This is a genomic window from Pararhizobium sp. LjRoot238 (genome assembly GCF_964252955.1).
In the GTDB taxonomy this organism is placed as follows: Bacteria; Pseudomonadota; Alphaproteobacteria; order Rhizobiales; family Rhizobiaceae; genus Pararhizobium.
Map to the genome: position 1 here is coordinate 1,009,957 of NZ_CAXUPP020000001.1, position 14,930 is coordinate 1,024,886.

Annotated in this window: 11 protein-coding genes; 10 read left to right on the forward strand and 1 reads right to left on the reverse strand. The window is 63.4% G+C overall.

Annotation, left to right across the window (positions count from 1 at the left end):
* The first annotated feature begins 377 nt into the window (after nt 1–377).
* The 10 genes from ACSQ3F_RS05125 to ACSQ3F_RS05170 all read left to right on the forward strand — a co-directional run bounded on the left by ACSQ3F_RS05125 (nt 378) and on the right by ACSQ3F_RS05170 (nt 13,605).
* Nucleotides 378–1,073, forward strand: a complete 696-nt coding sequence (locus ACSQ3F_RS05125; protein WP_436099232.1) for a CerR family C-terminal domain-containing protein — start codon at nt 378–380, stop codon at nt 1,071–1,073.
* A complete protein-coding gene (gene hlyD / locus ACSQ3F_RS05130; RefSeq protein WP_436099233.1) occupies nt 1,070–2,077 on the forward strand; it encodes a secretion protein HlyD in 1,008 nt (335 codons plus the stop codon). Before ACSQ3F_RS05125 ends, hlyD begins: the two co-directional genes overlap by 4 nt.
* Complete coding sequence (locus ACSQ3F_RS05135; protein ID WP_436099234.1) at nt 2,074–3,816, forward strand: ATP-binding cassette domain-containing protein; 1,743 nt, start codon at nt 2,074–2,076, stop codon at nt 3,814–3,816. Before hlyD ends, ACSQ3F_RS05135 begins: the two co-directional genes overlap by 4 nt.
* On the forward strand, nt 3,813–4,946 hold the full coding sequence (locus ACSQ3F_RS05140; RefSeq protein ID WP_436099235.1) for an ABC transporter permease: 1,134 nt from the start codon (nt 3,813–3,815) through the stop codon (nt 4,944–4,946). Before ACSQ3F_RS05135 ends, ACSQ3F_RS05140 begins: the two co-directional genes overlap by 4 nt.
* Entirely contained in the window at nt 4,946–6,058 is a 1,113-nt protein-coding gene (locus ACSQ3F_RS05145) for an ABC transporter permease (protein ID WP_436099236.1), read from the forward strand. The genes ACSQ3F_RS05140 and ACSQ3F_RS05145 overlap by 1 nt, the downstream gene beginning before the upstream one ends.
* A gap of 103 nt (nt 6,059–6,161) precedes the next feature.
* Entirely contained in the window at nt 6,162–7,694 is a 1,533-nt protein-coding gene (locus ACSQ3F_RS05150) for an acyl-CoA carboxylase subunit beta (RefSeq protein WP_436099237.1), read from the forward strand.
* A gap of 251 nt (nt 7,695–7,945) precedes the next feature.
* Nucleotides 7,946–9,949, forward strand: coding sequence for an acetyl-CoA carboxylase biotin carboxylase subunit (locus ACSQ3F_RS05155; protein WP_436099238.1), 2,004 nt, complete (start codon nt 7,946–7,948; stop codon nt 9,947–9,949).
* A 796-nt stretch (nt 9,950–10,745) separates the two neighbouring features.
* Complete coding sequence (scpA, locus tag ACSQ3F_RS05160) at nt 10,746–12,887, forward strand: methylmalonyl-CoA mutase (RefSeq protein WP_436099239.1); 2,142 nt, start codon at nt 10,746–10,748, stop codon at nt 12,885–12,887.
* Nucleotides 12,888–13,052: 165 nt separating this feature from the next.
* Nucleotides 13,053–13,241, forward strand: coding sequence for a hypothetical protein (locus ACSQ3F_RS05165; RefSeq protein WP_436099240.1), 189 nt, complete (start codon nt 13,053–13,055; stop codon nt 13,239–13,241).
* Nucleotides 13,242–13,392: 151 nt separating this feature from the next.
* Nucleotides 13,393–13,605, forward strand: coding sequence for a hypothetical protein (locus tag ACSQ3F_RS05170; RefSeq protein ID WP_436099241.1), 213 nt, complete (start codon nt 13,393–13,395; stop codon nt 13,603–13,605).
* 202 nt (nt 13,606–13,807) lie between these two features.
* Here the strand turns inward: ACSQ3F_RS05170 and ACSQ3F_RS05175 are convergent, their stop codons facing one another.
* Nucleotides 13,808–14,839: a hydroxyacid dehydrogenase gene (locus ACSQ3F_RS05175; RefSeq protein ID WP_436099242.1), complete on the reverse strand. Its 1,032-nt coding sequence runs from the start codon at nt 14,837–14,839 to the stop codon at nt 13,808–13,810.
* Nucleotides 14,840–14,930: the final 91 nt, after the last annotated feature.

The following is a 14,930-nucleotide window of genomic DNA, read 5'->3' on the forward strand; positions in this document are numbered from 1 at the left end:
CCCCTATGGCAGCGGTCCAACCGCGGGATCAACATACATGTGGCGAGAACTGTAACAATGTAAATCACAGTTTTCGCCCTCCCCTTGCTGGTGCTTGAGCTTTCCGGTGTTGCGGAAAGGCAACTAAACTATATATGCCATTAAATGAGGTGCCTCATAATCTGTATTTGGGATTAGCTTGCCGACAAGTCAAACACGAAACGCGATGCACCTGTTTGCGAAGGCACGGGTCCAGGACAACCCGGAAGCACGCAATGTGGTCTAACAAGCCGCCGCGTTCGTTCAAGCTTCCCCATCGCGTTCCTTCGACACGTAGATCGCGCCGTCGCGGTATTCATTCGATTGACTGATAATCGGACTCGGCGTATAATTGCGCCATGTCTAAAATAGAAAACGATCAAAACACCACACGCCGCGATCTGACCCGCGAGAAACTGCTCGCGGCTTCGCTTGACGTGTTCGGCCGCTACGGCTTCGACGGCGCCTCGACCCGCCGGCTTGCCGATGCCGCAGGCGTCAACCTGCAGGCCATTCCCTATTATTTTTCGGGCAAGGAGGGTCTCTATATCGCCACTGCCGATTATCTGACGGACCTGATCAGCACCCATGTCGGCGACATGCGGCAGCGCGTCGGCGCCCGCATAGCGGCACTCGATGCAGCCGGGGAGCCGATGTTACCCGAAGAAGCCCGCGGCTTCCTGGCCGAAATCGCCCAGACGATGATCGCGCTCTTCGTCAGCAAGAAATCCGAATCCTGGGCGCGCTTCATCATTCGCGAGCAAATGGAGCCGACCGAAGCCTTCGCACGGGTCTATCAGGGCATCGTGCGGCCGATGATCGAGATCGCCCGGCGGCTGATCGGCACGATCCTCGGCGAGGATCCTGCCTCCGAACATGTACGGCTGCGCGCCTTTTCCTTTATCGGCAGCATCCTCGTCTTTCGCATGGCGCACGCCGCGGTGCTCGCTCAGATGGAGTGGGAGACGGCCGGTCCCGAAGAGGTGGAAACCTTGCGCAATCTCGCCGCCGAACTCGTCGCGGCCCTCGAGCCCGTCAAAGGAGGCGGGGCATGAAAAAGATCATCATCATTCTCCTTCTGGCAGCGGCTGGAGCCGCTGGCTGGTGGTTTGAGCTGCCCGCGAAACTCGGATGGGAGGCCGCCGAACGAACGGACTTCGTGCTCTACGGCAATGTCGATATTCGCCAGGTCTCCCTCGGCTTTCGCGTCAACGGCCGCTTGTCGGAGGTCGCGGCCGATGAAGGCGACGTCGTCAAAAAGGGCACCATGCTTGCCAGGCTCGATGCGCGGCCCTACGACTACGCCGTCCGCTCGGCGGAGGCCAATGCTGCTGCCCTTCGCGCCACGCTCGACAAGCTGAAGGCCGGGCCTCGCCCGACCGAGATCGCCCAGACCCGCGCCAACTACAATGCGAGTGTCGCCGAACTCCAGAATGCCGAACTCGAGCTCAGCCGCGCCCAACAGCTTCGTCCGCGGGGCACGATCTCGCAGGCGGCTTTCGACCAGGCGACCGCTGCGAAGGCGATGGCGGCGGCGCGCGCGGAAGCCGCCAGGGAAGCGCTGAACCTGATCGAGGAGGGCACGCGCGCCGAGGACGTCGCCGCAGCCGCAGCGCAGTTGCAGGCAGCAGAAGCGACGCTGGCATCGGCCCGCACATCGCTGGAAGATACTGAACTGCGTGCGCCGAACGACGGCATCATTCTGTCGCGGGTGCGCGAAACCGGTGCGATCGTCGCGCCGGCGGACACCGTCTTCGTCCTGTCGCTGACAGAGCCGGTCTGGGTGCGCACCTACGTCGCCGAACCCGATCTCGGCCGCATCCATCCCGGCATGAAGGTGAAGGTGACGTCCGATACACGCCCGAACGACGCCTATGACGGCACGATCGGCTTCATTTCGCCGGTCGCCGAATTCACCCCGAAATCGGTGGAAACGGCGGAGCTTCGGACCGACCTCGTCTACCGCCTGCGCATCGTCATCGACAAGCCCGGCCCGGACCTGCGCCAGGGCATGCCGGTCACCGTCCGCCTTCCCTTGGGCGAGGCAGCAGGACAATGACCGCCCATCCGGACAAGACCGAACTGGTCCGCCTGTCAGACGTGACGAAGCGCTTCGGTGATGCTCCGCCCGCGCTCGATACTGTGTCGGGTTCGATCCTCAGTGGCGAAATCACCGGGCTTGTCGGCCCCGATGGCGCCGGCAAGACGACCCTCATCCGTCTGATGACCGGCCTGATGCTGCCGGACAGCGGAACGGTAGAAGTTCTTGGTTTCGACACCGCCAGGAACCCGGCCGCCATCCAGGCCGCCATCGGCTACATGCCGCAGCGCTTCGGGCTCTACGAAGACCTGTCGGTGCAGGAGAACCTTAATCTCTATGCCGACCTGCGCGGCCTGCCGAAGGATGAGCGGACGGCGGCCTTCGGTGAACTCCTGGCCTTCACCGATCTCAAGCGTTTCACCGGCCGCCTGGCGGGAAAGCTCTCCGGCGGCATGAAGCAGAAGCTGGGGCTCGCCTGCGCGCTGCTGAAGAAACCGCGCCTGCTCCTGCTCGACGAACCCGGTGTTGGGGTCGATCCGATTTCGCGTCGTGATCTCTGGAAAATGGTCGAGGACCTGACAAAGGAAGGCATCGGCGTCGTCTGGTCGACCGCCTATCTGGACGAGGCGGAAGCCTGCGACGGGGTGCTCCTGCTCAACCGGGGAAAGCCGCTGTTTTCCGGCATTCCGGCGGACATGACCGCGCGTGTCGAGGGCCGGGTGTTCCGGGTCACCGGCGTCGCCGGGCGCAAGCGGCAGGTGCTGGCGAAGCTGCTCGACGAGGAGGGTATCGTCGACGGCGTTATCCAGGGCGAGGCCATCCGGATTGTCACCGGGGAGGAGTCTCAGCCGCAATTGCTGTCCGCCGGAGACGGTGCAAAGGCTTCCCCTGCCCCGCCGCGCTTCGAGGATGCCTTCGTCGACATGCTCGGCGGCGGGCCGGGCGGGCGCTCCAAACTTGCTGAAGCGCAGCAGCCGCTGGCCGCAAAAGATGATCACCCCGTCATCGCGGCGAAGGGGCTGACCAAACGCTTCGGCGATTTCACCGCAGCCGAGGACATCACCTTCGATATCCGCCGTGGCGAGATTTTTGGACTGCTCGGCCCGAATGGCGCCGGGAAATCCACAACGTTCAAGATGCTCTGCGGCCTGTTGAAGCCGACCGCCGGCGAAGGCCGTGTCGCCGGCTTCGACCTGCGCCGCGATGCCGCCTCCGCGCGCAACCAGCTCGGCTACATGGCGCAGAAATTCTCGCTCTACGGCGATCTCAGCATTGCCCAGAACCTCGATTTCTTCGCCGGCGTCTACGGTCTTTCCGGGCAGCGCAAACGCGAGCGCATTGCCCTGATGGACGAGATCTTCGATTTCGGCCGCCATGCCGGACAATCGTCCAAGGACCTGCCGCTCGGCCTGAAGCAGCGGCTGGCGCTTGCCTGCGCCGTCATGCACGAGCCGCAAGCGCTGTTCCTCGACGAGCCCACTTCCGGCGTCGACCCGATCACGCGGCGCGAATTCTGGGTCCATATCAATGCGCTGGTCGAGAAGGGCGTGACGGTGCTCGTCACTACCCATTTCATGGAAGAGGCCGAATATTGCGACCGGATTTCGCTGATCTATCGCGGCCGCTCGATCGCGCTCGGCTCGCCGGACGAACTGAAAGCACGCGTGGTGACGGACGGCCAGCCCGATCCGACCATGGAGGACGCCTTCATCGCGCTCATCCGCCAATCCGAAACCGAAACGAGGCAAGCGGCATGAGCACCTCCTCGACAGCGGACAGGATCAGGCGCTTCGCGGCTCTCGTACGCAAGGAGAGCTATCAGGCCGTGCGGGACCCCAGCACGACGCTAATCGCCTTTGTCCTGCCGCTGATCCTGCTCTTTCTGTTCGGCTACGCCGTGTCGCTCGATACCACCCGAACCCGCGTCGGCCTCGTCATGGAGGAGACGACACCGCTCACCCAGAGCCTTGCCGCGAGTTTCGAGGCGTCGCGCTATTTCACCGTTGCCACCAGCCGCGACCGGCGCGTTTTCGAAGAGGATCTGGTCAACGGTCATATTCGCGGCATTCTCGTCATCCCCGCCAATTTCACCACCGACTATGCCGCCGGCAACCAGCCGCAGGTCCAGGTGATCGTCGATGGCTCCGAACCGAACACGGCGAATTTCGTCCAGAACTATGCGCAGGGCACCATAGCCAATTGGGAGCGCCAGCGGCAGGCGCTGATGGCCGAGGGTTCGCCGGCGATCTCCATCGAACAGCGCTTCTGGTTCAATCCGGAACTCACCAGCCGCTATTTCCTCGTACCCGGATCGATCGCCATCGTCATGACGCTGGTCGGCACGCTCTTGACCTCGCTGGTGGTCGCCCGCGAATGGGAGCGCGGCACGATGGAAGCGATGATGGCAACGCCGGTGACGGCGACCGAGCTCCTGATCGGCAAGATCTTCCCCTATTTCGTGCTTGGCCTCGCCGCGATGACGCTCTGCGTGCTGCTCGCCGTCTTCCTGTTCGGCGTGCCGTTCCGCGGCTCGGTTCTGGCGCTCTATGCGCTGTCGGCAACCTTCCTCATTCCGGCGCTTGGCCAGGGGCTTCTGATTTCGGCGGCGACCAAGAACCAGTTCCTCGCCTCGCAGCTGGCGCTGATCTCCGCCTTCCTGCCGGCTTTCCTGCTGTCCGGCTTCCTGTTCGAGATCAATTCGATGCCGACCATCATCCAGTGGATCACCTTCATCGTGCCGGCACGCTACCTGATCCCGAGCCTGCAGACCGTGTTTTTGGCCGGCGATATCTGGCCGATGTTCCTGCATTCGATAGCGGTCATGCTGTTGATCGGCGGCGTATTCTTTGCGCTCGCCGCCCGCAGCACCAGAAAGAGGATCGGCTGATGTGGTGGACGCGCCTTCGGGCCCTGATCGTCAAGGAATTGCTGGCGGTGCTGCGCGATCCGAAGGGCCGCGCCATCCTGACCGCCCCGCCCCTCATCCAGCTCCTCGTCTTCTCCTATGCCGCCACGCTCGAGGTGCGCAATGTCGACGTGATGATCCTCAACCGCGACTCAGGCCATTGGGGACAGGAACTGGTTGAGCGCATCGATGGCTCTCCGACCTTCCGCCGGGTCGAAAGCGCCGCCAATCCGGAACAGGTGCGCGAGGCGATCGACGGCCAGGACGTCATCGCCGCCGTCGAGATCGGTCCGGATTTTTCCCGCGGCATCGAGGCGGGAACACCGGTCGATCTGCAGATCATCCTCGACGGGCGCCGCTCGAACGCCTCGCAGATCGTCTCCGGCTATCTGACCCAGATCGCCGGCGGCCTTGCTGCCGAGACGCCGGCTGGCAAACGTGCCTCAGCCCCCTCGATCTCGACCATTCCGCGCAACTGGTTCAATCCGAACCTCACCTACCAGTGGTTCATGGTGCCGAACCTGATTGCCAGCATCGCGCTTTTGATCGGCTTGATCGTCACCGCCCTGTCGATCGCCCGGGAACGCGAACTCGGCACCTTCGACCAGTTGATGGTGTCGCCACTGCGGGTGCATGAAATCCTCATCGGCAAGCTCCTGCCGCCGATGATGATCGGCCTCTTTCACATCACCCTCTATATCCTGGCGGCAATCTTCATCTTCGGCCTGCCGCTCCGGGGTTCGCTGTTTTTGCTCTATGGCAGCGCGATCTTCTATCTCGCGTCGGTGGTCGGCATCGGCCTGTTCATCTCGGCGCTCTCGATGACGCAGCAGCAGGCCATCCTCGGCGCCTTCCTGTTCATGGTGCCGGCCATGCTGCTCTCCGGCTTCGCCACGCCGATCGAGAACATGCCCGAATGGCTGCAGCCGGTGACACTGGTCAATCCGCTGCGCTACTTCCTGATCATCGTCAAGGGCGTCTTCCTCAAGGATATCGGTCTTGGCGAGGTGGTGAACCTGACCATCCCGCTCTGCCTGATCGCCGCCGTCACGCTCAGCGCCGCCGCCTGGCTCTTCCGGCGGCGGCTGGAATAGAATGGCTCGTCCTTTTGTCTAAGGAATGCCCGCTTGCACGATCGGCGATTTCCTTCGAACCTGTTTCCGGCTAAGCAAGAGACAAAGACGACCGGGAGGGGGCATGCGGCATATCATCGAATCGGTTGAGGCACGGCGCGCCGAGGCAAGAGCCGGCGGCGGCAAGAAGCGCGTCGACGCCCAGCATGCCAAGGGCAAGCTGACCGCGCGCGAACGCCTTGAAGTGCTGCTCGACGAAGGCTCCTTCGAAGAATACGACATGTACGTCACCCACCGCGCCGTCGATTTCGGCATGGCCGAACAGAAGGTGGCGGGCGACGGCGTCGTCACCGGCTGGGGCACGATCAACGGCCGCCAGGTCTACGTCTTTTCCCAGGATTTCACCGTGCTCGGCGGCTCGCTGTCGGAAACCCACGCGCAAAAAATCTGCAAGATCATGGACATGGCGGTGCGCAACGGCGCCCCGGTCATCGGCCTCAACGATTCGGGCGGCGCCCGCATCCAGGAAGGCGTCGCCTCGCTCGCCGGCTATGCCGAGGTCTTCCGCCGCAATGCCGAGGCTTCCGGCGTCATCCCGCAGATTTCCGTCATCATGGGCCCCTGCGCCGGCGGCGCCGTCTATTCGCCCGCCATGACCGACTTCATCTTCATGGTGCGCGATACCTCCTACATGTTCGTCACCGGCCCGGACGTGGTGAAGACCGTCACCAACGAGATCGTCACGGCGGAAGAACTGGGCGGTGCCGGAACGCATACGAGAAAATCGTCTGTCGCCGATGCGGCCTATGAGAACGACATCGAAACGCTGGAGCAGGTGCGCCTGCTGTTCGACTTCCTGCCGCTCAACAACCGCGAGAAGCCGCCGGTGCGTCCGTTCCACGACGATCCGGCCCGCCTCGAGATGCGGCTCGACACGCTGATCCCCGACAGTTCCGCCAAGCCCTATGATATGAAGGAACTGATCCATGCGATCGCCGACGAAGGCGATTTCTTCGAGCTTCAGCAAGCCTATGCCCGCAACATCATCACCGGCTTCATCCGCCTTGAAGGCCAGACCGTCGGCGTCGTCGCCAACCAGCCGATGGTGCTGGCCGGCTGCCTTGATATCGATTCGTCGCGCAAGGCCGCCCGCTTCGTGCGCTTCTGCGATGCCTTCTCGATCCCGCTTTTGACCCTGGTCGACGTGCCCGGCTTCCTGCCCGGCGTCGCGCAAGAATATGGCGGCGTCATCAAGCATGGCGCCAAGCTGCTCTTCGCCTATAGCCAGGCAACCGTGCCAATGGTCACGCTGATCACGCGCAAGGCCTATGGCGGCGCCTATGACGTCATGGCCTCCAAGCATATCGGCGCCGACGTCAACTATGCCTGGCCGAGCGCCGAAATCGCCGTGATGGGTGCGAAGGGCGCCACCGAAATCCTCTACCGCTCCGAACTCGACGACGCGCAAAAGATCGCCGCCCGCACCGCGGAATACGAGACCCGCTTCGCCAACCCCTTCGTCGCCGCCGAACGCGGCTTCATCGACGAGGTGATCATGCCGCACTCGTCGCGCCGCCGGATTGCGCGGGCCTTCGCCTCGCTCAGGGGCAAGCGCAAGGAGCAACTGTGGCGCAAGCACGATACGATACCGTTGTGAGGAGAAGGGCGAACCCTATGCGCGTAGCACACCCCCCTCTGTCACTTCGTGACATCTCCCCCTCAAGGGGGGAGATCATTCCTTCCCCCCATTCGCGGTCGCCAAGCAGACGGTTCGCTTTCGGAACGCTAAGCGCGCTTCCTGCGATCTCCCCCCTTGAGGGGGAGATGCCCGACAGGGCAGAGGGGGGTATGCTGCCCGGCAAAAGCCTGCCGGAAGGAAAACGACACAACTGCAAAGCGGCGGCCTGAATGTTCAAGAAAATCCTCATCGCCAACCGCGGCGAAATCGCCTGCCGGGTCATCAAATCAGCCAAGAAGCTCGGCATCGCCACCGTTGTCGTCTATTCCGATGCGGATGCCGATGCGCTGCACGTGAAGATGGCTGACGAGGCTGTCCATATCGGCCCTGCGCCGTCCAGCCAGTCCTATATCGTCATCGACAAGATTCTCGAGGCGATCAGGAAGACCGGCGCCGATGCCGTGCATCCGGGCTATGGTTTCCTGTCGGAAAATGCTGCCTTTGCCGAAGCGCTGGAGACGGCGGGGATCACCTTCATCGGTCCGCCGGTCGGCGCGATAATGGCGATGGGCGACAAGATCACCTCGAAGAAGCTGGCGGCTGAAGCCGGCGTCTCCACCGTGCCCGGCCATATGGGCCTGATCGAGGATGCCGACGAGGCGGTGAAGATCGCCAGCGAAATCGGCTATCCGGTGATGATCAAGGCGTCGGCCGGCGGCGGCGGCAAGGGCATGCGCATCGCTTGGAGCGACGCGGAAGCCCGCGAAGGCTTCCAGTCCTCGAAAAACGAGGCGAAAAGCTCCTTCGGCGACGACCGCATCTTCATCGAGAAGTTCGTGACGCAGCCGCGGCACATCGAGATCCAGGTGCTGGGCGACAAGCACGGCACCGTGCTCTATCTCGGCGAACGCGAATGCTCGATCCAGCGGCGTAACCAGAAGGTCATCGAGGAAGCTCCCTCGCCTTTTCTCGATGAGAAGACCCGCCGCGCCATGGGCGAGCAGGCCGTGGCGCTGGCCAAGGCGGTCGGCTATCACTCCGCCGGCACCGTCGAGTTCATCGTCGATGGCGAGCGCAATTTCTACTTCCTCGAAATGAACACCCGCCTGCAGGTCGAGCATCCCGTGACGGAGCTGATCACCGGCATCGACCTCGTCGAGCAGATGATCCGCGTCGCGGCCGGTGAAAAGCTCGCCTTCTCCCAGAAGGACGTCCGGCTCAACGGCTGGGCGATCGAAAGCCGGCTCTATGCCGAGGATCCCTATCGCAATTTCCTGCCCTCGATCGGCCGGCTGTCGCGCTACCGCCCGCCGAAGGAAGGGGCGCATGCCGACGGCACCGTCGTGCGCAACGACACCGGCGTCTTCGAAGGCGGCGAGATCTCGATGTATTACGATCCGATGGTCGCAAAACTCTGCACCTGGGCGCCGGACCGCCTGACGGCCATCGACGCGATGAGTGCCGCGCTGGATGATTTCGAGGTCGAAGGCATCGGCCACAACCTGCCGTTCCTCTCGGCCGTCATGCAGCACGACCGTTTTCGCGCCGGCAGGCTCACCACCGCCTTCATCGCCGAGGAATTTCCAGAGGGATTCCACGGGGTCGAACCGGACCCGGCATCGGCGCAGAAACTCGCCGCCGTCGCCACACTGATCCATCAGGCGCTGCAGAGCCGCGCCGCGCAGATCTCCGGCACGATCGGCAATCACCGCCGGGTGATCGGCAAGGATTGGGTCGTCAGTTTCGCCGGACAGGAATACGCCCTGGCGCTCAGCGCCACGGCCGACGGCGCCTATGTGCAGATGGCCGATGGAGCCGCCTTTGCCGTCGCGGGCGACTGGATGCCCGGCCGCAGCCATGCGACCTTCAATGTCGAAGGCACCATGATGGGTGTGAAGATCGACCTTGCCGGAACCGCCATCCGCCTGCGCTGGCGCGGCATGGACGTGCGCATCCATGTGCGCAGTCCGCGCGTCGCCGAACTTGCCCGGCTGATGCCGAAAAAGCTGCCACCCGATACATCGAGGATGCTGCTGTGCCCGATGCCCGGTGTCGTCACCACGCTTGCCGTTGCCGCGGGCGATACGGTCGAAGCCGGCCAGGCGCTCGCCACCGTCGAGGCGATGAAGATGGAAAACACCCTGCGGGCCGAACGCCGCGGCGTGGTGAAGCGGATCGCCGTGGCCGCGGGTGCGAGCCTTGCGGTGGACGAGTTGATCATGGAGTTCGAGTGATGTTTATCGCTCGCCCCGGGGAAAACAACGCCCCCTCACCTATAAAATCTAGCACTTAGCTGACGCTAAGATGCTGATTTTATGTCCCCTCCCACAGGGGGAGAGGTAGAATACGGCAGCCGCGGCGCCCCCATCTCTCCCCTTGCGGGAGAGAAAGCAATTTCAACATCTTAGCTTTAGCTAGGTGTTAGAAATTGCAAGTGAGGGGGGTTTCGCTGGCGCAGAGAACCACAATGGAACGAGCGGTTGGGAGCCGAAGCATTGATGACATTTATCGCATCGGATTTTCCCCGTCTGGACCGGCGATGGCATATTGGATGCGTCCCGCCGTCGGATACACTGCCAGCCGTGGCAGCGAGCGGGGCCGGCGCCGGGTTCGAGGAAAGGACGGAAGTCCTCGGCATCGGGGTTCGCGAGAAGGTTCCCCTCCGCAGGCCGATGCTGCTGCTGCGGGCGTGCAATCGCACAGAGGGCCGAAACGCCGTAGCGGAACGAGTTTGCGAGCAAAAACCGCCGAACGGGGCGCCGGAAGGTGTCACCTATTCTACTCTCTCGAGGCAGCTTTCAGCGCCCCGTCCGAGTTCCATCGACGCAGAACCACGGCGAGACTCGCGTGCGTGGCTGAAGGCCGTTGCGGCAGACCTTCACCTCCCCCTTGAGGGGGGAGGTCGCCGCAAAGCGGCGGGTGGGGGTGATCCGTTGTTTGGCGCGAAATATCACCCCACCCCGGCACTACGTGCCGACCCTCCCCCTCAAGGGGAGGGTGGACGTCCGATCGATGCAAGGAGATTTCCCCATGTCCGATAACAAAACCCTCAAGGATTGGGCCGCCCTCGCCGAGCGCGAACTCAAGAGCCCGCCTGACGCGCTGACCTGGCAGACGCCCGAGGGCATCGCCGTCAAGCCGCTCTACACCGAGGCCGACCTCGAAGGCGCCGATCATCTCGGCTCGCTGCCGGGCTTTGCGCCGTTTACCCGCGGCCCGCGCGCCACCATGTATGCCGGCCGTCCCTGGACGATCCGCCAATATGCCGGCTTCTCCACCGCCGAGGCCTCGAATGCCTTCTACCGCAAGGCGCTCGCGAGCGGCCAGCAGGGCGTCTCCGTCGCCTTCGACCTTGCCACCCATCGGGGTTATGACAGCGATCATCCACGCGTCGTCGGCGATGTCGGCAAGGCCGGCGTCGCTATCGATTCGGTCGAGGACATGAAGATCCTCTTCGACGGCATCCCGCTCGAAAAGATCTCCGTCTCGATGACCATGAACGGCGCCGTCATCCCGATCCTCGCCGCGTTCATCGTTGCCGGCGAGGAACAGGGCGTGCCGCGCGCCGAGCTTTCCGGCACGATCCAGAACGACATCCTCAAGGAGTTCATGGTCCGCAACACCTATATCTATCCGCCCGAACCCTCGATGCGGATCGTTGCCGACATCATCGACTACACGGCGCGCGAAATGCCGAAGTTCAACTCGATCTCGATCTCCGGCTATCACATGCAGGAGGCCGGCGCGACGCTGGTTCAGGAACTCGCCTTCACGCTGGCCGACGGCCGCGAATATGTCCGCGCAGCCATTGCCAAGGGGTTGAGCGTCGACGATTTCGCCGGCCGCCTCTCCTTCTTCTTCGCCATCGGCATGAACTTCTTCATGGAAGCCGCCAAGCTGCGCGCCGCCCGACTGCTCTGGGCCCGCGTCATGGAGGGGTTCGCGCCAAAGAAGCAGTCCTCGCTGATGCTCCGGACCCATTGCCAGACGTCGGGCGTCTCGCTGCAGGAACAGGATCCTTACAACAACATCGTCCGCACCGCCTTCGAGGCGATGTCGGCCGTACTTGGCGGCACGCAGTCGCTGCACACCAATTCCTTTGACGAGGCAATCGCCCTGCCGACGGATTTTTCGTCTCGCATCGCCCGCAACACCCAGCTCATCCTCCAGCACGAAACCGGCGTGACGAAAGTCGTCGATCCGCTCGCCGGCTCCTACTATGTCGAAAGCCTGACGGCGGAGCTGGCGAACAAGGCCTGGGCGCTGATGGAAGAGGTCGAGGCGCTTGGCGGAATGACCAAGGCGGTGGCTGACGGCCTGCCGAAGCGGCTGATCGAGGAGGCTGCGACCCGCCGCCAGGCCGCGGTCGACAAGGGCGAGGAGGTGATCGTCGGCGTCAACAAATACCGGCTGGAAACCGAGGATGATCACGACATCCTCGACATCGACAATGCCGCTGTCCGCACCGCCCAGATCAGGCGCATCGACGAAACGAGGCGCCGCCGCGACACGGCGCAGGTCACGGCAGCGCTCAGGGCCCTGACGGACGTCGCCCGCAACGGCGAGGGCAATATCCTCGAGGCCGCGGTCGAAGCTGTCCGCGCCCGCGCCACCGTCGGAGAAGTCTCGGACGCGATGCGGGCCGTCTTCGGCGATCATTCCGCCGTGCCGGTAGTGGTCAGCGACATCTACGGTGAGGCCTACAAGGACGAGCCGGAGCTGGCGACGCTCGCGGCCCGGCTTTCCGCCGTCTCCCGGTCGATCGGGCGCAAGCCGAAGATCATGGTCGCCAAGCTCGGCCAGGATGGCCATGACCGTGGTGCCAAGATCATCGCATCGGCCTTCGGCGATATCGGCTTCGACGTGCTGGCCGGCCCGCTGTTCCAGACGCCGGACGAAGCCGCGGACATGGCACTTGCGGCGAACGTCCACGTCGTCGGGGTCTCGTCACTGGCAGCCGGCCACAAGACGTTGCTTCCGCAACTGGTAGAAACGCTGAAAGCCAAGGGCGGCGGCGATGTCATCGTCGTCTGCGGCGGCGTCGTGCCGCGCCGGGACTACCAGTTCCTGACGGATCACGGCGTCGCCGCTGTCTTCGGCCCCGGAACCAATGTCATGGAGGCGGGCCGGGCCGTTCTCGATCTCCTGGAAGGCAGGCTGCGCAACGCCTGAGACGCTTTACACCCTAAATAATCACCACCCAAAAGTTGTGTTTCCGATTTGCGGGAAATGTCGCATTCTATTCACCTGCTCAGGTGATTCGCCGCATGTGCCTGCGTTCAGGCCGGATTGGGAGCTGGACGGCAACGCTAAATGATCTAGCTGGGGGCAAGCGCGATGCGGAAGCGCGACGAGGTCGAAAACTGGGCAGTTTACCGGGCACAACAAATTCTGATGCGTGAGGGCATGGACCTCGCTCTCTCGGCACGTGACTTTGACAATAATACGATCAGGGCCAAGGGCAAGCTGCTGGCGATGGCGATCGCCGCGTCGCTGCTCGAGGCATCCGCTGTGGCGGCGGAATGACCTGAAAGGCTGTCCGGCTCTGGAGCTCCGCACAGTGACCCTGGTTTGATCGCCGGGCCGCTACCCCTTAAATTTGGGAATTGTCACCACGTCTCACGGCATTACACTGTCGATCCAAACCGGGTGTGTTTTGAGCGATAGGGGTGAAGCAATGTCGTTTCTATCGGACATGGCCTTGAACCAGAGTGAAATCGAGGTGGTCTGCGGCGCGCTCGAAGAATGGTGCAAGGAAACGCGCATCGCGCTCGACAGCGCCGATGGCCGCGACGCCGCCACCGTGATGCTCGGCCTGTACAAGACCGGCCACGCCACCAAGGGCTCCATTCTCGAAGCGATGCGCCGCGTCGCCGGCGAATGCGTCTGACGGCTCTTACAGCGCCGCGCGTCAGACATGCACCAGTTCGCAGCGCGGTCAGCAGCGCTGTGTTCCTGGCGACTTGCCACCGCAAATTTCCCCGCCTTATCCAACTGCGGTAGACTCTTCCCTCGCAGGACGGCCGGCGCTGTCCGTTTTTTGAAGAGTACGGTTGAATTCTATCGCCAGCGGCTTTCGCCGGCGACGGACGTCAGTTGACGGTGACGGGTTTGGAGCGCATGCGCGACACCGTTTCGCGCTCCGCCCGCTTGCAGCGCATCGGCGGCAGGTTGCGGTCCATCAGGTCCATATCCTCAAGCACCATATCGCCCATTTTCTTGAAGGCGCTGTCGAGCGCGCCGGCCCGGTGGGCGGAACGCAGGAAACCCTTGAGGTTTCGAACGGGATGGTCGAGCGCCAGCGGCTCCTGCGGAAAGACATCGCTTGCCGCAACGATATGGCCGCTCTCGACTGCCGCCATCAGCGCATCGAAATCGACCACATTGGCACGGCTGAGCAGAATGAAGGCGACGCCCGGGCGCATGCTGGCAAAGGCGTCGGCGCCGAGAAAATGCTGGTTTTCGCTGGTGACCGCCGCGACGACGAAGATGAAGTCGCTTTCGGTCAGCACCTCCTCAAGGCTCGACGGCCTGACGCCGTGGTCGACCAGGATCGAGGCCGGCATCCACGGATCGTAGACGCGGGTATTGGTGCGGAAGCCGGTGAGAAGCCGGTTCAGCGCCTTGCCGAGATCGCCGAAGCCGATGATGCCGACATCGGCGCCGGTGAGAAGCCGCGCCTTCGTGTTGCCCTCGCCGCCCCAGAGCTCGCGACCCTCGCGGAAATCGACATCCGCATCGACGATGCCGCGGGCAATATTCAGCGCCATGGCAAGACCCAGCTCGGCGACCGGCTCGGCAAAGACCAGCCCCGTCGTCACCACATGGATGCCGCGGGCGAACAGCACCTCATAGGGCATGTTGTTGATCAGGTTGCTTTCGACATTGAGGATGCAGCGCAGCTGCGGCATGCGTGCAAGTGTCTCGGCGCTGAGCGGCGGCTGGCCGATGATATAGCGGGCTTCGCCGAGAGCACCGTCGCCCAACCCCGCGATATTCTCCGGATCGGCCTCGACGATCCGGTATTTCGTCTTGAGCTGTTCGAACGCCTGCGGCGTGAAGATCAGATCGAGCGTGCGCGGCTCCGGCGCGCAGATGACCAGGGGCCGGTGCGTTTCAGCCATGATGTCGTCTCCCAGGCCGGCATCGAAAACCGGCACTCCTCATTGCGGGAAGTTGTATTGACGCTCCGGCGATTTGCAAGCCGCCGCGCGG